The following is a 24,265-nucleotide window of genomic DNA, read 5'->3' as shown; positions in this document are numbered from 1 at the left end:
GCGTGGATCTACTGCAGTTGCAGGCCGCTCCGCAGCAGTGGCACCAGCCACTCCAGGAATACGTGCACGCGCTGTGCCCGATGCTGCCGATGCGGTTGCAGCAGGGTCACCGGCAACGGTTGTGCGACGTGTCGTGGCATCACTTCCACCAACGTGCCGGACTGCAGCTCGTCCTGCACGTCATAGCGCGGAATCTGCAGCAGTCCCAGTCCGGCCACGCAGCAGGCGATCGAGGCTTCGGCGCTGTTCACCCGCACCCAACCCTGCATGGGCAGCGTGCGCAGCTGGGTTCCGTCCTGCCATTCCCACGGTTCCACCCGCGCGGTCGTCGGCGAGGCGTAGTTCACCGCCTGGTGCTGCTGCAGGTCCGTCGGTTGCTGCGGGACGCCGTACGCGCGCAGGTAGGACGGCGCGGCCACGTTGACGAAGTCCAGCGTGCCCAGCGTGCGCGAAACCAGGCTGGAATCGCCCAGCTGGCCGACCCTCAACACCGCATCGCAGCCTTCCTCGATCAGGTTCACTGCGCGGTCGGTCATGCCCAGATCCACCTCCACCTGCGGGTAACGGGCGAAGAAGTCAGGCAGCGCCGGCGCCACGATGCGCCTGCCGATGCGGCTGGGTACGTCGATCCTCAGCAGGCCGACCGGCTGCGCGTCCTCCTGACGGAACAGCGATTCGGCATCTTCGACCTCGGCGATCAGGCGCAGGCAGCGGGCGTGGAACACATCGCCATCGTGGGTGGTGGAGACGCGTCGCGTCGAGCGTTGCAACAGGCGCGTACCCAGCCGCTGCTCCAGTTCGGCGACCGCCGCCGATACCGTGGAACGGGGCAGTCCGAGCTGGTCGGCGGCGCGGGTGAAGCTGGCGCACTCCACCACCCGGCTGAAGATGCGGAAGCGGTCGATCCGATCCATTGTTCGCTCGATCTGGAAAGTTAAGTCAATGTTGCGGGCTTTATCCGCATTTTCCGCACGATATCGTCATCGGGGCAGGGTTGCCATCCCGGACAGCCCCACTCCGAGACCGAAGCCATGACCGACCACTCCCTCAAGGGCAAGACCGTGCTGATCGCAGGCGGTGCCAAGAACCTCGGTGGCCTGCTCGCCCGCGATTTCGCCGCCCACGGCGCCGGGGCCATCGTCATCCATTACAACAGCGATGCCAGCCAGGCCGACGCCGAGGCGACCGTCGCGGCGGTCCAGGCCGCGGGCAGCAAGGCCGTGGCCCTGCAGGGTGACCTGACCTCCGCTGCCGCCATGGAGCGCCTGTTCGCCGACGCTGTCGCAGCCGTCGGCCGTCCCGATGTCGCCATCAATACCGTCGGCAAGGTCCTGAAGAAGCCGCTGCTGGAGATCAGCGAAGCGGAGTACGACGAGATGAGCGCGGTGAATGCCAAGGCGGCGTTCTTCTTCCTCAAGGAGGCCGGCCGTCACGTCAATGATGGTGGCCGCATCTGTACCCTGGTGACGTCGCTGCTGGGCGCCTACACGCCGTTCTACTCCAGCTATGCAGGCACCAAGGCGCCGGTGGAGCACTTCACCCGCGCGGCATCGAAGGAGTTCGGCGAGCGGGGCATCTCGGTGACCGCGATCGGTCCCGGGCCGATGGACACGCCGTTCTTCTATCCTGCCGAGAGTGCTGATGCGCAGGCGTATCACAAGACCGCGGCGGCGCTGTCCGCGTTCACCCGCACCGGTCTGACCGACATCGCCGATATCGTGCCGTGGATCCGTTTCCTGGTCACCGACGGCTGGTGGATGACCGGGCAGACGGTGCTGGTCAACGGTGGCTACACCACCAAGTAACCGGGCCACGCTGGGCGCGGCTCCACCGCACTGCACCTGTGGCGCCGGGCCATGCCCGGCTCATGCAACAGCCATCGGGCATGGCTCGACGCTACAGGTGCCGCCCGGCGGGTCAGCCCAGCTTCGCCAGTACGGCGTCGGTCGCCGCCGTCGTGCTCACGGCCTGGCCCTTTGCAGCCAGATCAGCAGTGAACACGCCATCATCCAGCACCGCGTGCACGGCCGCCTCCACCGCCGCCGCTTCGGCATCCAGGCCCAGCGAGTGGCGCAGCAGCATGGCCGCGCTGAGGATCGTCGCGTAAGGGTTGGCGATGCCCTTGCCGGCGATGTCCGGTGCCGAACCGTGGATCGGCTCGTAGATGCCGACCGCACCCGGTTCTCCCAGTGATGCCGACGGCAGCAGGCCCAGCGAACCGGCCAGCATCGAGGCCTCGTCGGTGAGGATGTCGCCGAACATGTTTTCGGTCACGATCACGTCGTATTCGCGTGGCTTGGCCAGCAGGTGCATCGCCATCGAATCGACCAGCTGGTGTTCCAGCGCGACGTCCGGGAACTCCTCGCGGCCGATACGGGCGGCGACGTCACGCCACAGGCGGGACGTCTCCAGCACGTTGGCCTTATCCACCGAGGTCACCTTGCCTCGGCGCTGCTGTGCCAGGCGGAACGCGCTGCGCAGCACGCGCTCGATTTCGGCCACGGTGTAGCGGCAGAGGTCGCTGGCGCTGTCGGCATCGCGGGTCTTGTCGCCGAAGTAGATGCCGCCGGTCAGTTCGCGTACCACCACGAAGTCCACGCCCTTGAGCAGTTCGGCCTTGATCGGCGATGCCCCCAGGGCGGCATCATGGGTACGCACCGGCCGCAGGTTGGCGTACAGGCCCAGCGCCTTGCGGATCGCCAGCAGGCCCTGCTCGGGGCGCACCTTGGCGTTCGGGTCGGACCACTTCGGTCCACCCACTGCACCCAGCAGCACGGCATTCGCGGCCTGGCATGCGGCGAGGGTGGCGGCGGGCAGGGGCTCGCCATGGCGATCGATGGCGATGCCACCGATATCGTGCTCGCTGAACGTGAAGGTGTGGTTGAAGCGTTCGCCGATGGCTTTCAGGACCGCAACCGCAGCGGCGGCCACTTCCGGGCCGATGCCATCACCGGGGAGTACAACGATCTCAGCGTGCATGCTCACTCTCGTAACGTTCGATGTCAGGGACGCGGCCCAGCAGATAACCCAGTTGATCGACGCCTTCCAGCAGACAGGTCTGCGAGAAGCCATCCAGCGGGAAGGAGTAGACCCGGCCATCCGGCGTACGCAGCTCGCGTGCCGCCACGTCGATGGTCAGTTCGTCGTCGGGGCGCTGCATCAGCGCCTGAACGTCGGCTTCGTCCAGGACGATCGGCAGCAGGCCGTTCTTCAGTGAGTTGCCACGGAAGATGTCGGCGATCTCGCTGCTGACGATGGCGCGCAGGCCCAGGTCGGTCAGCGCCCACGGCGCGTGCTCGCGCGAGGAACCACAGCCGAAGTTGCGGCCCGCCAGCAGGATGCTGCGGCCGGCGTTGTGCGGCTGGTTGAAGGCGAAATCGGCCACCGGCGAACCGTCGGACTGCCAGCGCCAGTCATTGAACGCGTTGCGGCCCAGTCCGGCACGCTCGGTGGTGGACAGGAACCGGGCCGGAATGATCTGGTCGGTGTCGATGTTGGTCTGGCGCAGCACGACGCTGGACGAGGTCAAGGTGCGGAAACCGGCCATTACGCCACCTCCTGCGCGAACAGTTCGCGGGTATCGGCCACGTGGCCCTTCACCGCCGCCCAGGCGGCGCTCATCGGCGAGGCCAGCAGTGTGCGCGAGCCCGGCCCCTGGCGGCCCTCGAAATTGCGGTTGCTGGTACTCACTGCCAGTTGGCCGGGGGCGACCAGATCACCATTCATGGCGATGCACATCGAGCAGCCCGGCTCGCGCCATTCGGCACCGGCTGCACGCACGATCTCATCGATGCCCTCCGCTTCGGCCTGGCGCTTGACGATCTCCGAGCCCGGTACCACCAGCATGCGCACGCGCTCGGCGACGCGGCGGCCACGCAGCACCTGTGCCACTTCGCGCATGTCGCTGAGGCGGCCGTTGGTGCACGAACCGACGAACACGACATCGACCGGCGTGCCGGCCAGTGCTTGGCCGGCCTGGAAGTGCATGTAGTCCAGGCCCTTCTGCGCGGCGGCGTCGTTGGCCGCAGGAATCGGCACATCGACCGCGATGGCGGTGCCGGGATGCGTGCCCCAGGTCAGGGTCGGACGGATGTCGGCTGCATCGATGTGGACTTCGCTGTCGAAGCGCGCGCCTTCATCGCTGCGCAGTTCCTGCCAACGGGCCACGGCCGCCTCGAAATCGGCGCCCTTGGGGCCGCGTGGCGTGTTGGCGACGAAATCGAAGGTGACCTGGTCCGGTGCCACCATGCCCGCCCGCGCGCCGGCCTCGATGGACATGTTGCACAGGGTCATGCGCTGCTCCATGTCCATCGCTTCGATGGTGCTGCCACGGAACTCGATCACATGGCCGGTGCCGCCGTTGACGCCGATCACACCGATGATGTGCAGGACCACGTCCTTCGCGCCGACGCCCGGCGCCAGGGGGCCGTCGACCGTGATTGCCAGCGTCTTCGCCTTCCGCTGCAGCAGGCACTGTGTTGCCAGCACATGACCCACTTCGCTGGTGCCGATGCCGAAGGCCAGCGAGCCGAACGCACCATGGGTGGAGGTATGGCTGTCGCCGCAGACGATGGTCATGCCGGGCTGGGTGAAACCCTGCTCGGGCGCGATGACATGGACGATGCCCCGGTTGTCCGAGCTCATGTCGAACAGTTCGATGCCGTGCTCGCTGCAGTTGCGCGCAAGCGTGGCGACCTGCGCCTCGGAGGCGGCGCTGGCGTACGGCAGCCGGCCGTCGGCGGTGGCCGGCAGGGTCGGCGTGGAATGATCCATCGTCGCCTTGGTGCGGTCCGGCCGGCGTGGGCGGAGACCGCGTTCGCGCAGCTCGGTGAACGCCTGCGGCGAGGTCACCTCGTGGATCAGGTGCAGGTCGATGTACAGCACCGCAGGGGCGCTGTCGGATTCGGGAACGACCACGTGGGCGTCCCACAGTTTGTCGTACAGGGTGCGGGGTGCGGAGGTCATGCGGTTGCCTGGCAGAAGTACGATTGAACGAACATCGGGAAATAACGGGAAAGGGTCAAGTCAACGGCGGCGCGCGAGTACGCGCAGGCGCACGTAGTCAGCCAGCGGCTGGCCCGCCGCGTCGCGGGGCAGGTCGGCCAGCAGGGCCGCGGCGGCCTCGCGAACGGTGGCACGGGCCTCGACCGGCAGGTCGTCCAGCAGTGGTGCGGCGAACACCCGCAGCCATCCTGCCACGCCGGTCGGCAGTGCGGTGGGGCGCGGCAGGCATTCGATCAGCTGCACCTGGAAGCCGTGCTGGCGCAGGCGGTCGGCATAGGCGTCGGCGGTCGGGAAATACCACTGGAAACCGCTGGCGCCATGGCCATGCGCAGCACGTGCGGCCTGCACCGCGGCGATGATGGTCGCCACGTTGCCATGGCCACCGAACTCGGCCACGAAGCGGCCGCCGGGACGCAGTGCACGGCGCACGCCTTCCAGCACGGCGTCGGGGTGGCGCATCCAATGCAGCGCGGCGTTGCTGAACACCGCGTCGAACGCGCTGTCGAAGGACAGGGCATGGCCGTCCATCACCTGCGCATCGACGCCGCGCGCGCGCGCGGCGATCACCAGTTCCGGCGACGCGTCCACGCCGTGGATGCGTGCACCGCTCAACGCCAGTTCACTGCTGAGCACCCCATCGCCACAGCCCAGATCGAGGATGTGCTCACCGGCGCGCGGGTCGAGCAGGCGCGACACCGCGCCGCCGAGCAGCGGCACGAAGCCGGCATCGATCGCGTAGTCCTGGGCGTTCCACTGCTGGCCTGCCGTAGCGGCCGTGGTCGTGTCGAAGGCGCTCATGTCAGGTTTCTCAGGCGGTGGCAGGGGTGGCGGTTTCGCTGACGCTGCTGGCAGCAGCCTGGCGTTGGCGCAGCAACCGGTTGGCAACGTCCAGCCAGGCCAGCGCAGAGGCTTCGATGATGTCCTTGCTGGTGCCGGTGCCGTCGTACTCGATGCCGTCGTGGCGCACGCTCAGGTTGGCCTCGCCGCGTGCATCGGCACCGATGCCGACGCTGTGCACGTGATAGCTGTCGAGCATCAGCTGCACGCCGGTGGCGGCCGACAACGCGCCGAACAGCGCATCCACCGGGCCATCGCCCTGCGCGGTCTCGGCCACGCGGTTGCCGTCCGGGTCGGACAGCTCGACCAGTGCATTGGCGCGACTGCCGACATCGCTGATGGTCATCGAGGCCAGGCGATAGCCCTGTGCATTGGCGCCGCCCTGCATCAAGGTCTGCAGGTCGGCATCGGTGACCACCCGCTGCTGCTCGCACAGGCCCTTGAACTGTTCGAACACCAGCTTCAGCTCTTCTTCGTCCAGCCAGAAGCCCAGTGCACGCAGGCGCGCTTCGACGGCGGCGCGGCCACTGTGGCGGCCCAGCACCATCTGCGAATCCTCCCAGCCCACGTCTTCCGGGCGCATGATTTCGTAGGTGCCGCGATGGCGCAGCATGCCATGCTGGTGGATGCCCGATTCATGGGCGAAGGCATTGGCGCCGACGATGGCCTTGTTGCGCTGCACCGGCATGCCGACCAGGCGCTGCAGCAGCTGCGAGGTGCCGACGATGCGCGGGGTGTTGATCGCGGTGTCCTGCTCGTAGAAGGCCTGGCGCACCTTCAGCGCCATCGCGATTTCTTCCAGTGAGCAGTTGCCGGCGCGTTCACCGATGCCGTTGACGGTGCACTCGACCTGGCGGGCGCCGCCCTCGATGGCGGCCAGGGAGTTGGCCACAGCCAGTCCCAGGTCGTTGTGGCAGTGCGCGCTGAAGATCACGTTGGCGGCATTGGGCACGTCGGCCACGCCGGCAATGACCTGCTGGAACATCGCGCGGATTTCCTCCGGCGTGGTGAAGCCGACGGTGTCGGGCAGGTTGATGGTGGTGGCGCCGGCGGCGATGGCCACGCGCGAGACCTCGATCAGGTAGTCCAGCTCGGTGCGGGTGGCATCTTCGGCCGAGAATTCGACATCGTCGATGTAGGAACGGGCCAGCGATACATGCTTGCGTACCGACTCCAGCACCTGCTCGCGGGTCATCCGCAGCTTGTGCTCGCGGTGCAGCGGGCTGGTCGACAGGAACACGTGCAGGCGCGGGTTGGCCGCAGCTTCCAGGGCACGTGCCGAGGTCTCGATATCGGCCTGCAGGCAGCGCGACAGCACGGCCAGGCTCAGGCCCGGACGGCGCAGTTCGCGGCCGATCAGGGCCATCGCTTCGCGGTCGGACTGCGAGCTGGCCGGGAAGCCGGTCTCGATGATGTCCACGCCCAGTTCGTCCAGCGCACGCGCCATCACCAGCTTCTGCGGTGGGCTCATGCTGCAGCCGGGGGACTGCTCGCCGTCACGCAGGGTGGTGTCGAAGATGCGGATGCGCGGGGTGGTAATTCGTTCGATGGTGGTCACAGGGAGATCTCCTCGACAACAGGTGCAACGGCGTGCAGGGGGGAAGGGGGGGCAGCGGTGGTGGGCGTGACGCCGGTCCGTGCCGGCGGGCGGGGCGTCTCGGCGCGACGCCGGCGCGGCTTGCGCGGCGGGCGTGGGCGGATGTCGGTCAGCAGGCCGGCCAGCACGCCGGCATCGATGTTGCCGCCGGAGACCACGGCGCACTTGCGGCGCCCGGCGATGCGTCGACCGGCAGCCAGTGCCAGCGCGCCCGCGCCTTCGGCGATGATGTGTTCTTCCAGTGCCAGCCGCACCAGCGTTTCACGCAGTTCGGCCTCGCGCACGATCACCACGTCGTCCAGCAGCGAACTGCACAGGCGACGGGTCAGGAAGCCGGGGATCTTCACCCGCACGCCATCGGCCAGCGATGCCACCGGGGCGATCTCGCGGACATCGCCTTGGATCGCACGGGCCATCGAGTCCACGCCTTCCACCTGCGCACCAATCACGCGCACGCCCTGCGACTTGAGCGCCAGGGCGACGCCGGCGGCCAGGCCGCCACCGCCGATCGGTACGATCACCACGTCCGGCGCGTGCGCGGCCAGCTCGATGCCGACCGTCCCCTGGCCGGCGATCACGTCGGCGTCGTCGAAGGCGGACAGGAAGCGATAGCCATGGCGCTGCGCCAGTTCGACGGCGAAGGCGCAGGCCTCGTCATAACTGCTGCCGTGCTGGCGTACGGTGGCACCCCAGTGGGCGACACCGGCGATCTTGGTTGCCGGTGCACCGTGCGGCATTACGGTGATCGCGGGGACATCCAGCCGGTAGGCGGCCCAGGCAACGCCCTGGGCGTGATTGCCTGCCGAGGCGCAGATCACCGGGCGGCTGTCACCGCGCTCGCGGCCTGCCAGCAGGGCGTTCAACGCTCCGCGCACCTTGTAGGAGCCGGTCCGCTGCAGATTCTCCAGCTTCAGCCAGGTGCCGAAGCGTTCGGCATGATGCAGTGGGGTGGGCGGCAGGAAGCGGCGCAGGCGCGCCTGCGCGGCCAGGACATCGGCGACGCTTACGTCGCCGACATCACTTTCCTTGCTGGTATCAGCGGCCGGCATGGGCCACCGGCGCGGTGTGCGCGACCACCGCATGCGGGTACGGGCGGCGAAGAAGACGCCTCCGTACCGGCACCGTGGTCACAACGGTACGGGTGTTCATTGCGATACTCCTTCGATGCTGCTGTCTACCGGCGTCAGCTCCACCGATACGCAGTCGTAGATCTTTTCGATCTGCCGGCACAGCGTCTCCGCCGGCCGCTGGCCGTCCACGACCAGCTGCAGGTGCCAGCGTCCGTCATCGGCGGCGTCCGGAGCACCGCTGATCGAACGCGGCGCGAAGCCACGGCGCTCGGCCATGCCGATCACGCGCAGCAGCGCGCCTTCGGCCGGCTGCAGCACCAGGTCAAGCCGGTATTGCATTGGGAGTCTCCTGGCGGGCATGGGCTGGATTGCTTTCCAGCATGGTGCTGTTGGCGGTGTTCGGCGGCACCAGCGGCCACACGTTGGCGCGGGCGTCGATGGCCACGTGCAGCAGCGCCGGGCCCGGCTCGGCCAGCAGCGCGGCCAGGCCACCCTCGACGTCATCGCGCGAATCGATGCGGCTGGCGGCGATGCCGAACACCTGGGCCAGGGCGACGAAATCCGGGTTGTCGGACAGATCGATCTCGCTGTAGCGCTCGGCGAAGAACAGCTCCTGCCACTGCCGGACCATGCCCAGCGAGCTGTTGTCCAGCAGCACGATCTTCACCGGCAACCGGCACCGGGCGATGGTCGCCAGCTCCTGCACGTTCATCATGAAGCTGCCATCGCCGGACACCAGCACCACGGCGCGCTCCGGGCAGGCAAGCTGCGCGCCCATCGCCGCCGGCAGGCCGAAGCCCATCGTGCCCAGCGCGCCGCTGGTTAGATGGTTGCGCGGATGATTGAAACGACAATGCTGGGCCACCCACATCTGGTGCTGGCCGACGTCGCAGGCAATCACCGTGTCGGCGGGTGCCAGTTCGCTCAGGCGCTTCAGCAGCGCCGGTGCGTAGATGTGCTGCCCTGGCGCATCGTAGCGGGCGGCGAAGCGGTCGCGATGCTGCGCACAGCGGCTGCGCCATGCGTCCTGATGGGCCCTGGGGGAGGGGAAGGCCGCATGCAGGGCACGGATGGCGTGGCCGACATTGCCGGGCACAGCGACGTCGGCGCTGCGCAGCTTGGAGATCTCGTACGCATCGGCATCGATATGGACCACGCGCGCGAACGGAGCGAACTCCGCCAGCTTGCCGGTGGCGCGATCATCGAACCGTGCGCCCAGCACCAGCAGCAGATCGCTTTCCTGCACCGCCATGTTGGCAGCGCGGGTGCCGTGCATGCCCAGCATGCCCAGCGACTGCGGATGGTGTGCCGGCAGAGCACCCAGTCCACGCAGGGTCATCACTGTGGGAATGCCACTGGCCTCGACGAAATCGCGCAGGTCCTGCACTGCATCGCCCAGTGCGATGCCACCGCCGGCATACACCACCGGCTTCTCCGCCGCCGCCAGCGCTGCGATGGCGGCGGCAATGGCGTCGTCGGTGGCTGCCGGCGGTGGTTCAACGCTGCTCGGCACATGCACCGGCAGGTGACTGGCATCGGCCACCTGCACGTCCTTGGGCAGATCGATCAGCACCGGGCCGGGACGTCCTTCGCGGGCAATGCGGAAGGCATCGGCGACCACGCGGGGCAGGTCATCGACGCTGCGTACCAGCCAGCTGTGCTTGACGATCGGCATGGTCAGGCCGAACACATCCAGCTCCTGGAAGGCGTCGGTACCCAGCAGGGGCGTACCGACCTGGCCGGTGATGCAGACCATCGGCACCGAGTCCAGCATCGCATCGGCGATACCGGTGACCAGGTTCGATGCGCCGGGGCCGGAGGTGGCCACGCAGACGCCCACCTGGCCGCTGGCGCGTGCGAAACCGTTGGCGGCCAGCGCCGCGCCCTGCTCGTGCCGCACCAGGATGTGCTTCAACGACGAATCCACCAGCGCGTCGTAGAACGGCATGATGGTGCCGCCGGGATAGCCGAACAGCGTGCGGACGCCTTCGGCCTCCAGTGCCTGGGTCAGCCAGCGCGCCCCGTTGGGTGGCGCGCTGCGGTGTGTGGAAGAGTTCATGGGGGACCTTGCAAGCGGGTGGGGGAGGGCCGCGTGGTTACGCGGCCTGTCCTTGCAACCAGACCATCTTGGCGCGCAGTTCCTTGCCTACCTTCTCGATCGGATGCTCCAGGTCGGCCTGCTTGAACCGGTTGTAGTTCGGCAGGCCCGCTTCGTACTCGGCCACCCAGTTCTTGGTGAAGGTGCCGTCCTGGATGTCCTTCAGTACTTCCTTCATGCGCTCCTTGGTGCCGGCATCGATCACCCGCGGGCCGCTGACGTAGTCGCCGTACTGCGCGGTTTCGGAGATGAATTCCAGCATGCGCGAGATGCCGCCTTCGTAGAACAGGTCCACGATCAGCTTCAGTTCGTGCAGCACTTCGTAATAGGCGATCTCGGGCTGGTAGCCGGCTTCCACCAGGGTCTCGAAACCGGCCTGTACCAGCGCCGAGGCGCCACCGCACAGCACCGCCTGCTCACCGAACAGGTCGGTCTCGGTTTCTTCCTTGAAGGTGGTCTGGATCAGATTGGCGCGGGCGCCACCGAGACCGGTCGCATAGGCCTGCGCATGCTGCGCGGCCTGGCCGCTGGTGTCCTGGTAGACCGCCCAGATGCACGGAACGCCACGGCCGATCTCGTACTCGCGACGCACCAGCGCGCCCGGGCCCTTCGGTGCGACCAGCACCACGTCCAGGTCGGCGCGCGGCTCGATCATGCCGTAGTGGACATTGAGGCCGTGGGCGAACAGCAGGCACGCGCCCTGCTTCATGTTGGGCGCCAGCACGTCGTTGTAGAGCTTCTTCTGCACCATGTCCGGAGTCAGCACGGCGACCAGGTCGGCATCCTTCACCGCATCGGCGGGAGCCACGACGGTGAAGCCATCGGCGTGGGCCTTGGCTTCGGTCGGGCCGCCCGGCCGCAGGCCTACCACCACATCGAAGCCGGATTCGCGCAGGTTCAGTGCGTGGGCGCGGCCCTGGCTGCCGTAGCCGATGACGGCGATCTTGGTCTGGGGCAGGTCGTTGGTGCTCATGGGGGAGGTTCCTTGCGGTGGGAAGAAAAAAGAACGGCCGGTCGTCGAAGCGACGTACCGGCCGGTCAGGGGAAAGCGGTGGAGGAGGGGCCGCGCATCGCACAGGAACGGCCGCCACGAGGCATCGTGGTGCAGCAGGTCCGGGTTTTGCAGAAGGCGGTGGTCATGGTGGTTGCGTCTGAAACCAGGTCTTGAAATGAAAAAACCCGCACCTGGGCGGGTGCGGGTTTTTGATCGAGTTCCGGTGTGTTCTATCTGCTTACACGCTGGCTCGTCCCGCACCTGTTGGTTGGGTAATAAGTACGAGCACAAGAATCGAACGCAGCGACGCGGCGCCGATGTCGGCGGCTTCGATGTGGGTTCGCGGTGGTGTGTTGTGTTGCAGCATGTGATCGAGAGAAACACAGCTGTTTTGACGATGTCAACCCTTGTCGGGGTGATTCCAGGCACTTTCCGCTGCGTCCAGCGGAATCGCTTGTGGCGCAAGGATGGTTGCCGCTGAAAGTGTTTCGGTGAACCCGAATTCACTCCTTTCACCAAGGTTTTTGCGCGGATTTCGGGGGGGCTGCCCGCCGGGCATGACCCGGTGCCGGCAGCGGTCGCCGCGGCCGCCTCGCCCCATGACCTCTGCCCGATACCGCGTGAAGGCCGCAGCGGCGATGATCGGTGCTACCACCCTTCCATCGGAACCCGACTGTGTCCCGACGCCTTGCCCGTTCCCTGCTGGCTGCCGCCGTCCTGGCGGCCATGCCCGCGCTTTCCCTCGCTGCCGACCGCATCACCGGCCACACCTTCGCCACCCGCTCGGAAGTCATCGCGCCTCACGCCATGGCGGCCACTTCGCAGCCACTGGCTACCCAGATCGCACTGGACGTGATGAAATCCGGCGGCTCGGCGGTCGATGCCGCCATCGCCGCCAATGCTGCGCTGGGCCTGATGGAGCCGACCGGCAATGGCATCGGTGGCGATCTGTTCGCCATCGTCTGGGACCCGAAGACACAGAAGCTGTACGGCTACAACGGGTCCGGCCGCTCGCCGAAGTCGCTGACCCTGGCCGAGTTCCAGCGCCGCGGCCTGAAGGAGATCCCGGCGACCGGGCCGTTGCCGGTCTCCGTGCCGGGTGCCGTCGATGGCTGGTTTGCCCTGCATGGCCGCTTTGGCCGCAAGCCCATGGCCGACAATCTTGCGCCCGCCATCCGCTACGCGCGCGAAGGCCACCCGGTGGCCGAGGTGATCGCCTATTACTGGGATCGTTCCGTGCCACGGCTGTCGCAGTATCCCGGCTTCAAGGAACAGTTCACGGTCAACGGGCATGCCCCGCGCAAGGGCGAGATGTGGAAGAACCCGAACCTGGCCGATACGTTGCAGAAGGTGGCCGACGGCGGCCGGGATGCCTTCTACAAGGGCGAGATCGCCCACACCATCGGCGATTACTTCAAGGCCAATGGTGGCTACCTGAGCTACCAGGACATGGCCGACCACCACGGCGAGTGGGTCGAGCCGGTCAGCAGCAACTATCGCGGTTACGACGTATGGGAGTTGCCGCCGAACAGCCAGGGCATCGCCGCGCTGCAGATTCTCAACGTACTTGAAGGCTACGACTTCTCGAAGATTCCATTCGGCTCTCCCGAGCACGTGCATCTGTTCGTGGAGGCCAAGAAGCTGGCCTTCGCCGATCGTGCGCGCTTCTACGCCGACATGGCCTTCCAGCCCGCACCGGTCCAGAAGCTGATTTCCAAGGAGTATGCCGCGCAGCGGCGTGCACTGATTTCCATGGACAAGGCGTTGAAGGAAGTGCAGCCGGGCACGCCGAAGCAGCTGGAGGAGGGCGATACGATCTACATGACCGTGGCCGATGCTGACGGCATGATGGTGTCGCTGATCCAGTCGAACTACCGCGGGATGGGCAGCGGCATGGCGCCCCCGGGGCTCGGTTTCATCCTGCAGGACCGCGGCGAGATGTTCGTGCTGCAGAAGAACCATCCGAATGGCTACGCACCGGGCAAGCGCCCGTTCCAGACCATCATTCCGGCGTTCATCACCAAGGATGGAAAGCCCTATGCCAGTTTCGGCGTGATGGGCGGTGCGATGCAGCCGCAGGGCCACGCGCAGATCGTGATGAACCTGGTGGACTTCGGCATGAACCTGCAGGAGGCCGGAGATGCGCCGCGTATCCAGCATGAAGGTTCCACGGAGCCGACCGGTCAGGCCACGGCGATGACCGATGGGGGGGAGGTGAACCTGGAGACGGGCTTCCCGTACGAAACGGTGCGCGCGCTGATGCGCAAGGGGCATCGCATCGTGTTCGCCGACGGTCCGTACGGCGGGTATCAGGCGATCATGCGGGATCCGGACACGGGCGTGTACTACGGCGCGTCGGAGAGTCGGAAGGATGGGCAGGCGGCGGGGTATTGAGGTCCCGGCCACCGCGCTGAGCCCCCTCGCGGCTGATCGCCAGAGCCGATCATGGATTGGGGCGTGCGGATGGGAATGCCGGGGGACGCCGTGAATGCCGGGGGACGCCGTTAATACGTCCTTGTAGGCTTGGCCGCGGCATCCATGCCGCGGACACCCCCGTCCTTCCCCACCCGCACGCCCCCCGACAATTTCCGTGCGCGTCAGCCACGGAAGAGAAAGAAGAAGATCAAAAGCAACAGCAACAGCAACAGCCGCGCGCTGTGGGTTGGGGTCGGATCCGTTTTCCAGAGGAAACGGATCCGACCCCTTCGTGTTTTTCCGGCGCAGGCTGCCGAACACCCTCAATCCGAATCCTGCGCGCGCGCTGCTTCGGCCTGGGTTTCTTCCTGTGCCGCCATTTCGCGCGCGATCCACGCATCGATCATGTGCCGCTGGCGCTGTGCCTGCCGCCGCTCCCGCGTGTACTCCTGGTCCAGTACCCGGTACAGCGAGACCATCACCAGCACCATCAGCAGCGCGAATGGCAGTGCCGAGATCGTGATCATGCCCTGCAGCGCGTCGAGGCCGCCGGCCAGCAGCAACGCACCTGCGATCAGCGCGATGCCCACCCCCCAGGCCAGCTTGCGCTTGGCGGGCGGGTCGCCTGCCTCGTCGGTGGACATGCTGGCCAGCACCAGCACCGCCGAGTCAGCCGAGGTCACGAAGAAGATCATCAGCAGAACCAGCGCGATGCATGACAGCAGCAATGGCAGTGGCATGCTGTCGAACAGGGTGAACAGTACGGTCTCGTAGCCGTTGCCCAGCGCCTGCACCAGGTCTGCATGGCCGAAGATCTGCGACCAGATCGCGGTGCCACCGAACACCGAGAACCAGAAGAAGCCCAGCAGCGTCGGCGCCAGTACCACGCCCACCACGAACTCGCGCACGCTGCGGCCACGCGAGATGCGCGCGATGAACGAACCCACGAACGGTGCCCAGGAAATCCACCAGGCCCAGTAGAAGATCGTCCAGTCGGCGACCCACGTACTGGAGGAGAACGGTGACATGCGCAGGCTCATCGTCACCAGCTGGTTCAGGTAGGACCCCAGCGTCGTGGTGAAGGTATTGAAGATCGCGCCGGTCGGCCCGAGCACCAGGACCAGTGCCAGCAGCAGGGCGGCCAGTGCCAGGTTGAAGTTCGACAGCCATTTCACGCCGCGCTCCACGCCGCTGAGGGTGGAGGCCATGTACAACACGAAGGCGACGGCGATGATGGTCAGCTGCAGCGGCACACCGGCATGCACGCCGAACACGCGCTGCATGCCGGCTGCGATCTGGATGGTGCCGAAGCCCAGCGTGGTAGCCACGCCGATCGCCGTGGCCACCACCGCGGCAATGTTGACGATCCGTCCGATCCAGCCCCGATGATGATGACCGATGATCGGCTGCAGCATGTCGCTGACCAGCCCGCGGCCGTTTCGGTTGAACTGGAACCACGCCATTGCCAGACCGATCAGCGCGTAGATCGCCCACGGATGCAGGCCCCAGTGGAAGAACGCATAGCGCATCGCTGCACGTGCGGCGTCCATGCTTTCCGGTGCCAGTCCTTCCGGCGGCTTGCTGAAATGGGAGATCGGTTCGGCCGCCCCCCAGAACACCAGGCCGATGCCCATGCCGGCGGCGAACAGCATCGACATCCAGCTGGCCCGCGAGAATTCGGGTTCGGCGTCTTCGCCACCGATGCGCAGGTTGCCGAAGCGACCGAACGCCAGGTACATCAGGAACACCAGCGCCAGGAACACCACCAGCAGGTACAGCCAGCCGATGCCGCGGATGAGTTCGCCGAGGATGCTCTGCACCACGGCGTTGAAGGGGCCGGGTGCTACGCCGGCAAGCAGCACCAGCAACAGGACCAGTGCGATGGAAACGCGAAACACCATGAAGGAGCTTCTCCGATCAAAGGGATTGAGGGAGCGAGCAAATGCTTGCAGCGAGGGGCCGGCGGCACTCGAGCGCGAGCCGGGCAGAGGCCGCGATGGCGGCGATGTGTCATCGGTCGCAGCGACACGATGCGCGTGCACGTTACTGAACGCGACGTCATGGTTGCGTTAATTCATCAATGTCGGGTGACGCGCAGCCGCCCTGTCGGTTGGCCCTGTTGCAGGGGTTCTATGGTCTAATGCCGGCAAGAAGCGGGGGTACCGCGGCCATCGGCCACGGTTGAGACAGTCCCTTGGAACCTGATCCGGCTCATACCGGCGTAGGGAAGCTTTGCAATGCAACCGAACCCGGACGCCGCCCAAGGACCGTCCGCGTGCGGGGGCAGTGCGCCGCCGCTTCGTCCCTGACCCTCCTGGACGATGCCCGATGAACGCACAGCTCTCCGCCCTGCAGCAACAGGCCCAGCAACTCTCCGAATCCGTGACCCGGCCGATTCCCGGCTCGCGCAAGATCCATGTCACCGGCTCGCGCCCGGACCTGCGCGTGCCGATGCGCGAGATCGCACTGAGCCGCACGCCGACCCTGTTCGGCGGCGAAGAGAACGCGCCGGTCACGGTGTATGACACCTCCGGTCCCTACACCGATCCTGACGTGCGCATCGACCTGTCCGCGGGCTTGCCGGCCCTGCGCCGTGCCTGGGTCGAAGCGCGGGGTGACACCGAACAGCTTGATGGCTTGAGCTCTTCCTTCGGCCGCGACCGCGAGCACGACCCGAAGCTCGATGCGGTGCGTTTCCCGGCCCGCAGCCTGCCGCGCCGCGCCCGTGCGGGCGGCAATGTCACCCAGATGCACTATGCGCGCCGCGGCATCATCACGCCGGAGATGGAATTCGTCGCCATCCGCGAGAACCAGCGGCTGGACGCGATCCGCGATGCAGGCCTGCTGCAGCAGCATCCGGGCGAAGCCTTCGGCGCATCCATCCAGAAGATCATCACCCCGGAGTTCGTCCGCGACGAAATCGCCCGTGGCCGGGCGGTGCTGCCCAACAACATCAACCATCCGGAAAGCGAGCCGATGATCATCGGCCGCAACTTCCTGACCAAGATCAACGCCAACATCGGCAACAGCGCGGTGTCATCCGGCATTGCCGAGGAAGTGGAGAAGCTGGTGTGGGCGATCCGCTGGGGGGGCGATACGGTGATGGACCTGTCCACCGGAAAGCACATCCACGAGACCCGCGAGTGGATCATCCGCAACTCGCCGGTGGCGATCGGCACGGTGCCGATCTATCAGGCCCTGGAGAAGGTCGATGGCCGTGCCGAGGCACTGACCTGGGAGATCTTCCGCGACACGTTGATCGAACAGGCCGAACAGGGCGTGGACTACTTCACCATCCATGCCGGCGTGCTGCTGCGCTACGTGCCGCTGACCGCCAAGCGGGTGACCGGCATCGTCAGTCGCGGCGGCTCGATCATGGCCAAGTGGTGCCTGGCCCATCACAAGGAGAATTTCCTCTACACGCACTTCGAGGACATCTGCGAAATCATGAAGGCCTACGACGTGACCTTCTCGCTGGGCGATGGGCTGCGCCCGGGCTGCATCGCAGACGCCAACGACGCGGCGCAGTTCGGCGAGCTGGAAACGCTGGGCGAGCTGACGAAGATCGCATGGAAGCATGATGTGCAGACGATGATCGAAGGTCCCGGGCACGTGCCGATGCAGCTGATCAAGGAAAACATGGACAAGCAGCTGCGCGAATGTGGTGAGGCTCCGTTCTATACGCTGGGGCCGCTGACCACGGACATCGCGCCCGGCTATGACCACATCACCAGTGCCATCGGCGCAGCGATGATCGGTTGGTTCGGCACCGCGATGCTCTGCTACGTGACGCCGAAGGAACACCTTGGCCTGCCCAACCGCCAGGATGTGCGCGACGGCATCATGGCCTATCGCATCGCCGCACATGCGGCCGACCTGGCCAAGGGGCATCCGGGCGCGCAGGTCCGCGACAACGCATTGAGCAAGGCGCGCTTCGAGTTCCGTTGGGAAGACCAGTTCCACCTCGGGCTGGACCCGGAGAAGGCAAAGGAATTCCATGACGAGACGCTGCCCAAGGACGCGCACAAGCTGGCGCACTTCTGCTCGATGTGCGGGCCGCACTTCTGCTCGATGAAGATCACCCAGGACGTGCGCGAGTACGCCGAGGCCGGAATGAAGGAGAAGTCCGAGCAGTTCCGCGCTGCGGGCGCGGAGGTCTACCAGCAGGGCTGATCGGACTGGCGTCGCCGGGCGTGCCCCGGCGGCGCTGCATCGCGCGCCTCACGCGCATCCCGTTATCCTCCGCCCATCTTTCCGGGGAAGGGACGCCATGCCTGTTGCCGTGACCACCCGCTGGCTGGCCATCGCCCGCCGCCATCCGTCCGCGTGGCTGCTGGGCGCGCAGCTGCTGGCGGTGATGCTGTATCCCGCGCTGGACGACACGGCCGCCGGCCGCGCCGCATTGGGCATGTTTGGAATGGCGGTGCTGGGCCTGGCGTTGTGGGTGGTCCAGCGCAGCCCGTTGGGTACATGGCTGGCACTGCTGCTGGCGATTCCGGCGGTGGTGTTCTCCATCGCCGGCGCGCTGCTGGACCGCGCCGCGCTGGTGACCACCGCGCAGCTGCTGGAGAGCCTGCTCTACTTCTATACGGCCGGCGCCCTGATCGCCTACATGCTGCAGGACCACAAAGTCACCCGCGACGAACTGTTCGCCGCCGGCGCCACCTTCACCTTGCTCGCGTGGGCATTCGCCTTCGCATTTGGGGTGTGCCAACAGTGGTATCCGGGCAGTTTCCAGGGCAGCAGCGAGGGACCTCAGCGAAGCTGGATGGAGCTGCTTTATCTGAGCTTCAGCTTGCTGTCCGGGGTCGGCCTCAGCGATGTCGTGCCGCTGCATCCGCAGGCACGCGCACTGGTCATGCTGGAGCAGTTCTCAGGCGTGATGTACGTGGCTTTGGTGGTTTCGCGGCTGGTCGGATTGACCATGCTGCGGCGGTTCTGAAAATGAATGGCAGATAAAAATTTCGCGCCCGAAAGGGCGCGAATGATGGTGCGAAGTTATGTGAATGCGTCGGCGAGAGAGAGCCTGATGTCGACCACGCGATAGGCGAGGTAACCGGCATAGGCTAGTATTCGCGCGCTCCATTGTTTTTGCGGTATGCGCCGATGCTTTGTGCGGAGTCTGGCTTTTCGCTGTTCCCCGTTGGGGACGGTATCGAAGGCGAACACTGCCCGGAAACTGTCTCTACTGTTTAGCAAAAAATGAACCGCAGCGAAATCCAGCCCACCGAATCTGATCGGATCCGGATTGGCGAATGTGTCGTCACTTTGTCCTCGCGAGAGGTCGAAGTTGCCGGCGCGCGTCGCCCGCGCCGGCTGACGCCGAAGGCGCTGGGCGTGCTGCGTGTGCTGCTGCGGCAACCCGGGCGCGTGGTCACCCGCGAAGAACTGTTCGCCGAGGTGTGGCCCGATACGCTGCCCACCAACGATGTGCTGACGCAGGCGGTCACCCAGCTGCGCAAAGCCTTCGCCAACGACGATGACAACGGCCAGGCGTATATCGAGACGATCGCCAAGACCGGCTACCGCCTGCGCGTGCCGGTGCAGGCCATGCCCGAGCCCGAAGCGGAACTGGCGGTCGATGCCGAAGGCGCGGCTGGCGATTCCAACGCGGTCGTGGAAGTGCACACGCCAGCCCCGGAGGACATGCGACGCCGTCGCTGGCGCTACCTGCGACGTCGATTGTTGCTGGTGCTGGGCCTGTTGATGCTGGCCGCACTGCTGGTGATGACGGTCCTGCTGCTGCGCCGTGCGCCGGCCAGCTCTCCGGTGGAGGCGGCGGTGGAGAACGGCACGCGGGTGATCGGCAGCCCGCAGCGGCCCTATCGGCTGATCACCGCCACCGCAGGCTTCGAAACCTATCCCACGCTGTCGCCGGATGGTTCGCAGGTGGCCTACGAAGGTGCCAGCGAGGATGGCCTGGGCGGCGGTGCGATCAAGGTACAGACGTCCGGCAACGCGCCGGCGCGGCAGCTGCTTGTTCCTCCTGAGGGTGCGGTTGATCGCTTCCCGAACTGGTCGCCGGATGGACGCGACATCGCCTTTGCCCGCTTCTCCGCCGATGGGGGTTGTCAGGTGCTGATCGCCAGTGCGACCGGCGGCGCGTTGCGCCAGGCCACGCGCTGCGATGGCACCGAGCTGCTCAGCTTCGACTGGACACCCGACGGGCGCGGCCTGGTATTCGGCAGCATGGTGGGCCGCTATGCCCACCGCGGTATCCGAGTACTCGATCTGGCCAGCGGACAGTGGCAGCCGCTGCAGTACGCCGTCGATCAGGACGATTTCGATTACGCGCCGCGCTATTCGCCGGACGGCAAATGGCTGGTGTTCGTGCGCAACCCGCAGATGGGCGACCTGTGGCGGGTTCCTGCCGCGGGTGGCACGCCGGAGCAGCTGACCAGCGAGTCGGCCGAGCTGCGCGGATGGGCCTGGCTTGGCGACGGCCGCACCATCGTGTTCGGCCGCCGGGTCGACAGCGAGGTGCGGCTCTATTACCTCGACATCGAGCGGCGCACGCTGCGTGATGCCGGACTGGACGACGCGCAGTGGCCGGCGGTATCGCGGCATGGCGGCATGCTGGCCTTCGTCCATCGCCGTGCACAGTTCGGCGTGTTCAAGGTGCCGATGCAGGGCGGTGAACCGGAGCGCCTGTTTGCGTCCAGCGGCCGCGACGGTCAACCGATGGCAGCACCGGACGGTCGCCAGCTGGTATTCACCTCTGACCGCTCGGGCAGCTTCGCTCTCTGGTGGGCGGACATGCAACGCCCCGATTCGCTGCGGCCGATCGAGGGCCTGCGCCCGGAAGCACGGCAGGCCCCCGATTGGTCGGCCGACAGCCGGCAACTTCTGGTGGTTGGGCGCGATGCACACGGTCGCGCGGTGGTCTACGAGATCGCACCCCGCGACGAGCGTCTGCAACCGCTGCCCGTGCCCGCCGAACAGCCGCTGCAGGCGCTGTATGGCGCCACGCCCGAGCAGCTGCTGGTGGTCGAACGTGATGCCGACCAGCGTACGCGGCTCAGTCTGTTCGATCGCAGCACCCAACCCTGGCGGCGGCTGGCGAGCATCGACGGCGTCTCCCAGGTCCGCTTTGACCGCGCAGGCCGTCGGGTGCTGTTCACCCGCCTGGCGGCGGAGGGGTTGTGGGCGGCGGACGCGGCGCTGTCCCCGGACAGCGTGCGGCAGATCAGCGAGGACAAACCCAGCCGCTGGCGCTACCGCTCGTGGACGATTGCCGGCCACGACAGCATCGGCTATCTCGGCAGTTCCACCCGCTGCAGCACCATCCTCGTCCGCATCGCCGCCGGGCAGGAGGATGCCGGGCGCTGCCTGGACGCGCAGCGCTTGAGCGCGAGCAACGGACTCAGCGCCAGCGCAGACGGGACGGCCCTGTTTGTCGCTCTGGCAGTCAGTGATGGCGCCGACATCGGCGTGATGCGGCTGCCCGAAAAGGCGCCAGCGCTGTTCCCGGCCTTCTCCAAGATGTTGATGTTCAAGGGAAATGGGCCTTCGTAATTTTTTCGTCGGGATCTCGCCGCGAATTCGTGGCGATCTCGTCGGTCTTTCCTGACGCGGTGCCGCCTGATTGGGCAAAACGGAGGCCTGTACTTGGCAAATCCGTGGTGCACCATGCGTCAACTCTCACTGGCCGATCGTGGCCAATCCGTCTCCCTGGACAAGGCACTCGATGACGTCGTGCCGACCTGCCTGGGCGTGGCCCGGCTCGGCAGCCTGCAGACCGCGGGCAGCAGCTTCACCGTGTGGATGCAGGTGCGCGGCAGCTCCTGGGTGGAGGCCAAGGAGGGGCGCTTCCGCCTGCGCCACGGCGAATGGATCGCGTTCGAGAAGGAATCGCGCCCGCTGGTGCAGGCAGGGCGCAACGGGCTGTGCATCGGCCTGAACCTGAACGTGGAAGCGCTGCGTGTGCTGGCGGAGATGGCCGACTGCGGCCTGTACGCGGGCCGCGGCCGGATGGGCCGCAGTGACGCTCGCGTCGCGCTGCGCCTGTGGCGTGATGCCTTGGCCAGTGGCCACCCGGCGCAGCACCTGCGCCCGCTGCTGCTGCATCTGGCCGGCCTGCAGCGTGGATTGGCCGACAACGTGCAGCGCTGCCCTGGCCGTTCGCGCAGCCGCAAGCGCCAGGTGTTCGGTCGCATGCAGCGCGCCCGCCTCTATCTGGAAGGCAACAGCCACCGCGTCGTACGCATCGGCGAACTGGCCGAGCTGACCAACTTCTCCAGCTGGTATCTCTCCAAGACGTTCCAGAGCCTGTATGAAGAAAGCCCGCAGTCGCTTTCGGCACGGCTGCGCCTGGAGCGCGCCGCCGACCTGCTGCGCGACACCGACATGATGGTGGGAGAGGTCGCCGCGGCCAGTGGTTTCGACAACTGCTGCAGCTTCGCCCGGGCGTTCCGCGCCCGCTACGGGCAGTCCGCTTCGCGCTTCAGGGAAAACGGCGGCTTGCTCCCGCCACAATCCGCAAAGTCTCTGGTTGGTTCGCGCAAATACAGCGCTGCAACGCAATCGTAACGTGCTGGGGTGTTTTAACACGCTGCTAACACGTACCTTGGAGAGATTGATGAACGTTCGTAACCCCGCAGTGCGGTTCGGCCTGCTGCCGGCCGGCATTGCGCTGGCGCTGGCGCCCGCCTTCGCTTCCGCACAGGAAGCACCGGAAGCAAAGGGCACCACCGACCTGGACCGCATTTCGGTCACCGGCTCGCGCATCCGCGGCGCTGCCGTTGAAACCCAGCAGCCGATCGTCACCCTGAGCCGTGAGAACCTGGAAAAGCAGGGCTACACCTCGGTTGCCGACGTCCTGCAGAACCTGACCTCGGCCGGCTCCCCGGCCATCTCCCGGTCGGAGTCGCTGGCTTCGGGCGAAAACGTCGGTGGCTACTACGTCGACATCCGCAACCTGGGCGCGCAGCGCACCCTGGTGCTGATGAACGGCAAGCGCCTGGGCGCGACCACCGCCGGCTACCAGGATCTGAGCCAGATCCCGATGGCCGCCATCGAGCGCATCGAGATCCTGAAGGACGGCGCCTCGGCCATCTACGGTTCGGACGCCATCGCGGCCGTGGTCAACGTGATCACCCGCAAGCGCTTCGACGGCGCTGAAGCCAGCGTCTATGTCGGTCAGTACGGCAAGGGCGACGGCGACACCGAAACCTATTCGTTCACCCTCGGCAGCATGGGCGAGCGCGGCGGTGTCACCCTGTCCGCCGAGTACTCCAAGCAGGATCCGGTGTGGGCGAAGGACCGTTGGTTCAGCCGTGACGGCAACGCCGGCCCGAACTACCCGGGTTCGGGCGCCAGCCCGATCAACCAGAAGGGTGGCTTCTGCGACCCGTGCGTCACCCCGAACCTGAAGCAGGGCGAGCCGGGCTATGTCGGCCCGAGCGACCAGCGCTGGTACACCCTGCGTGATGGCGGCAACCCCGCCAACCGCGCCGACTACCGTCTGGAAACCTCCGCTGACGCCGTCAATGCCAACGAGCAGATGATGGTGCAGACCGGTATCGAGCGTAAGTCGCTGTACGTCAACGGCAACTACGACTTCACCGACGCGATCTCGTTCAACGCTGACGTGCTCTACAACGAGCGCAACACCACCCAGCAGATCGCAGGCTATCCGTACCAGTCGGCATCCTTCGACACCCCGCTGTCGGCCGACAGCGCGTTCAACCCGACCGGTGAAGACCTGACCTTCCGCCGCCGTCTGTGGGAAGTGCCGCGCACCACCGAAAGCCAGGTCAAGACCCTGCGCTTCGCCCCGAGCATCAGCGGCTTCTTCGACTTCGCCGGCAAGACCTTCGACTGGGACGTCGGCGCGCTGTGGAACCGCAACGAAACCACCAAGCGTGGTCACGGCGACATGAGCCTGATCGCATCGGAACAGGCGCTGGGCGCTTCGTTCATCGGTGCTGATGGCGTCGCCCGCTGCGGCACCAGCATGTCCGATCCGCTCGCCACCAGCGGCTGCCGTCCGTGGAACCCGCTGCTGCCGTTCGGCGTTGCCGGTGCCGGTTCGCTGGCCGACCAGGCCACCCAGGACTTCCTGTTCCCGTACTTCACCGATACCGGTCTGACCAAGACCACCAGCTTCACCGCCAACCTGTCGGGTTCGATCGTGACCCTGCCGGCCGGTGACCTGGGCTTCGCCGTGGGCGTCGAGCACCGCAAGGAAGAAGGCCGCTTCTCGCCGGACGCCTTCGCACAGTCGGGCCAGTCCACCGGCCTGGGCGCGC

18 protein-coding genes and 1 riboswitch are annotated in these 24,265 nt (G+C 66.7%); of the genes, 7 read left to right on the top strand and 11 right to left on the bottom strand.

The features are described from left to right. Positions 1-8 precede the first annotated feature (8 nt). Positions 9-914: a LysR family transcriptional regulator gene (locus tag QMZ25_RS09030; protein WP_164152808.1), complete on the bottom strand. Its 906-nt coding sequence runs from the start codon at positions 912-914 to the stop codon at positions 9-11. A 117-nt stretch (positions 915-1,031) separates the two neighbouring features. Here QMZ25_RS09030 and QMZ25_RS09025 point away from each other — a divergent pair, with 117 nt between their 5' ends. Next, complete coding sequence (locus QMZ25_RS09025) at positions 1,032-1,805, top strand: SDR family oxidoreductase (protein WP_053520099.1); 774 nt, start codon at positions 1,032-1,034, stop codon at positions 1,803-1,805. A gap of 112 nt (positions 1,806-1,917) precedes the next feature. Here the strand turns inward: QMZ25_RS09025 and leuB are convergent, their stop codons facing one another. The 9 genes from leuB to ilvC all read right to left on the bottom strand — a co-directional run bounded on the left by leuB (position 1,918) and on the right by ilvC (position 11,579). Then, the gene (gene leuB / locus QMZ25_RS09020) at positions 1,918-2,979 is read right to left on the bottom strand and encodes a 3-isopropylmalate dehydrogenase (RefSeq protein WP_164152806.1); all 1,062 of its coding nucleotides are present in this window, start codon (positions 2,977-2,979) and stop codon (positions 1,918-1,920) included. Next, complete coding sequence (leuD, locus tag QMZ25_RS09015) at positions 2,969-3,547, bottom strand: 3-isopropylmalate dehydratase small subunit (RefSeq protein WP_053520097.1); 579 nt, start codon at positions 3,545-3,547, stop codon at positions 2,969-2,971. Before leuD ends, leuB begins: the two co-directional genes overlap by 11 nt. Next, the gene (leuC, locus tag QMZ25_RS09010) at positions 3,547-4,965 is read right to left on the bottom strand and encodes a 3-isopropylmalate dehydratase large subunit (protein WP_065181714.1); all 1,419 of its coding nucleotides are present in this window, start codon (positions 4,963-4,965) and stop codon (positions 3,547-3,549) included. Before leuC ends, leuD begins: the two co-directional genes overlap by 1 nt. 60 nt (positions 4,966-5,025) lie before the next feature. Further along, positions 5,026-5,802, bottom strand: a complete 777-nt coding sequence (locus tag QMZ25_RS09005; protein ID WP_283219487.1) for a class I SAM-dependent methyltransferase — start codon at positions 5,800-5,802, stop codon at positions 5,026-5,028. A 10-nt stretch (positions 5,803-5,812) separates the two neighbouring features. Continuing rightward, positions 5,813-7,399, bottom strand: a complete 1,587-nt coding sequence (locus QMZ25_RS09000; RefSeq protein WP_065181712.1) for a 2-isopropylmalate synthase — start codon at positions 7,397-7,399, stop codon at positions 5,813-5,815. Then, on the bottom strand, positions 7,396-8,487 hold the full coding sequence (locus QMZ25_RS08995) for a threonine dehydratase (RefSeq protein WP_277381072.1): 1,092 nt from the start codon (positions 8,485-8,487) through the stop codon (positions 7,396-7,398). The genes QMZ25_RS09000 and QMZ25_RS08995 overlap by 4 nt, the downstream gene beginning before the upstream one ends. A 96-nt stretch (positions 8,488-8,583) precedes the next feature. Further along, positions 8,584-8,847: an ACT domain-containing protein gene (locus QMZ25_RS08990; protein ID WP_053520294.1), complete on the bottom strand. Its 264-nt coding sequence runs from the start codon at positions 8,845-8,847 to the stop codon at positions 8,584-8,586. Next, positions 8,831-10,567 carry an acetolactate synthase 2 catalytic subunit gene (gene ilvG / locus QMZ25_RS08985; RefSeq protein ID WP_283219486.1) on the bottom strand — a complete coding sequence of 579 codons (1,737 nt, stop codon included), beginning with the start codon at positions 10,565-10,567 and terminating at the stop codon, positions 8,831-8,833. The genes QMZ25_RS08990 and ilvG overlap by 17 nt, the downstream gene beginning before the upstream one ends. Positions 10,568-10,604: 37 nt before the next feature. Next, entirely contained in the window at positions 10,605-11,579 is a 975-nt protein-coding gene (ilvC, locus tag QMZ25_RS08980) for a ketol-acid reductoisomerase (RefSeq protein WP_283219485.1), read from the bottom strand. A 696-nt stretch (positions 11,580-12,275) separates the two neighbouring features. Here ilvC and ggt point away from each other — a divergent pair. Next, the gene (gene ggt, locus QMZ25_RS08975) at positions 12,276-13,994 is read left to right on the top strand and encodes a gamma-glutamyltransferase (protein WP_053520297.1); all 1,719 of its coding nucleotides are present in this window, start codon (positions 12,276-12,278) and stop codon (positions 13,992-13,994) included. A gap of 344 nt (positions 13,995-14,338) precedes the next feature. Here ggt and QMZ25_RS08970 read toward each other — a convergent pair whose 3' ends face one another. After that, a complete protein-coding gene (locus QMZ25_RS08970) occupies positions 14,339-15,916 on the bottom strand; it encodes a BCCT family transporter (protein ID WP_053519166.1) in 1,578 nt (525 codons plus the stop codon). A 244-nt stretch (positions 15,917-16,160) separates the two neighbouring features. Next, positions 16,161-16,261, top strand: a riboswitch (TPP riboswitch). An 82-nt stretch (positions 16,262-16,343) separates the two neighbouring features. On the opposite strand from QMZ25_RS08970, the gene thiC reads away from it, so the two are divergent. The 5 genes from thiC to QMZ25_RS08945 form a co-directional block, all read left to right on the top strand. Continuing rightward, a complete protein-coding gene (thiC, locus tag QMZ25_RS08965; protein WP_128990693.1) occupies positions 16,344-18,188 on the top strand; it encodes a phosphomethylpyrimidine synthase ThiC in 1,845 nt (614 codons plus the stop codon). Positions 18,189-18,285: 97 nt separating this feature from the next. Beyond that, positions 18,286-18,957, top strand: a complete 672-nt coding sequence (locus QMZ25_RS08960) for an ion channel (RefSeq protein ID WP_053519170.1) — start codon at positions 18,286-18,288, stop codon at positions 18,955-18,957. 260 nt (positions 18,958-19,217) lie between these two features. After that, on the top strand, positions 19,218-21,530 hold the full coding sequence (locus QMZ25_RS08955) for a winged helix-turn-helix domain-containing protein (protein WP_283219484.1): 2,313 nt from the start codon (positions 19,218-19,220) through the stop codon (positions 21,528-21,530). Between the two features lie 114 nt (positions 21,531-21,644). Continuing rightward, positions 21,645-22,544: a helix-turn-helix transcriptional regulator gene (locus tag QMZ25_RS08950; RefSeq protein WP_053519175.1), complete on the top strand. Its 900-nt coding sequence runs from the start codon at positions 21,645-21,647 to the stop codon at positions 22,542-22,544. 49 nt (positions 22,545-22,593) lie between these two features. Next, a partial coding sequence (locus QMZ25_RS08945) for a TonB-dependent receptor plug domain-containing protein (protein ID WP_283219483.1) occupies positions 22,594-24,265 on the top strand: 1,672 nt, incomplete at its 3' end.

The sequence above is a fragment of the Stenotrophomonas sp. RS-48 genome (genome assembly GCF_030053245.1).
GTDB lineage: Bacteria > Pseudomonadota > Gammaproteobacteria > Xanthomonadales > Xanthomonadaceae > Stenotrophomonas > Stenotrophomonas maltophilia_P.
This window is presented reverse-complemented; position numbering and strand designations above follow the sequence as displayed.

Bases quoted from the DNA above. Each gene is read 5' to 3' on its own strand.
- QMZ25_RS09025 (WP_053520099.1), top strand. From the start codon at position 1,032: ATGACCGACCACTCCCTCAAGGGCAAGACCGTGCTGATCGCAGGCGGT.
- thiC (WP_128990693.1), top strand. From the start codon at position 16,344: ATGAACGCACAGCTCTCCGCCCTGCAGCAACAGGCCCAGCAACTCTCC.
- QMZ25_RS08955 (WP_283219484.1), top strand. From the start codon at position 19,218: ATGAACCGCAGCGAAATCCAGCCCACCGAATCTGATCGGATCCGGATT.
- ilvC (WP_283219485.1), bottom strand. From the start codon at position 11,579: ATGAGCACCAACGACCTGCCCCAGACCAAGATCGCCGTCATCGGCTAC.
- QMZ25_RS08950 (WP_053519175.1), top strand. From the start codon at position 21,645: ATGCGTCAACTCTCACTGGCCGATCGTGGCCAATCCGTCTCCCTGGAC.
- ilvG (WP_283219486.1), bottom strand. From the start codon at position 10,567: ATGAACTCTTCCACACACCGCAGCGCGCCACCCAACGGGGCGCGCTGG.
- leuB (WP_164152806.1), bottom strand. From the start codon at position 2,979: ATGCACGCTGAGATCGTTGTACTCCCCGGTGATGGCATCGGCCCGGAA.
- leuC (WP_065181714.1), bottom strand. From the start codon at position 4,965: ATGACCTCCGCACCCCGCACCCTGTACGACAAACTGTGGGACGCCCAC.
- QMZ25_RS08995 (WP_277381072.1), bottom strand. From the start codon at position 8,487: ATGCCGGCCGCTGATACCAGCAAGGAAAGTGATGTCGGCGACGTAAGC.
- QMZ25_RS09030 (WP_164152808.1), bottom strand. From the start codon at position 914: ATGGATCGGATCGACCGCTTCCGCATCTTCAGCCGGGTGGTGGAGTGC.
- QMZ25_RS08960 (WP_053519170.1), top strand. From the start codon at position 18,286: ATGCCTGTTGCCGTGACCACCCGCTGGCTGGCCATCGCCCGCCGCCAT.
- QMZ25_RS09005 (WP_283219487.1), bottom strand. From the start codon at position 5,802: ATGAGCGCCTTCGACACGACCACGGCCGCTACGGCAGGCCAGCAGTGG.
- QMZ25_RS08990 (WP_053520294.1), bottom strand. From the start codon at position 8,847: ATGCAATACCGGCTTGACCTGGTGCTGCAGCCGGCCGAAGGCGCGCTG.
- leuD (WP_053520097.1), bottom strand. From the start codon at position 3,547: ATGGCCGGTTTCCGCACCTTGACCTCGTCCAGCGTCGTGCTGCGCCAG.
- QMZ25_RS08970 (WP_053519166.1), bottom strand. From the start codon at position 15,916: ATGGTGTTTCGCGTTTCCATCGCACTGGTCCTGTTGCTGGTGCTGCTT.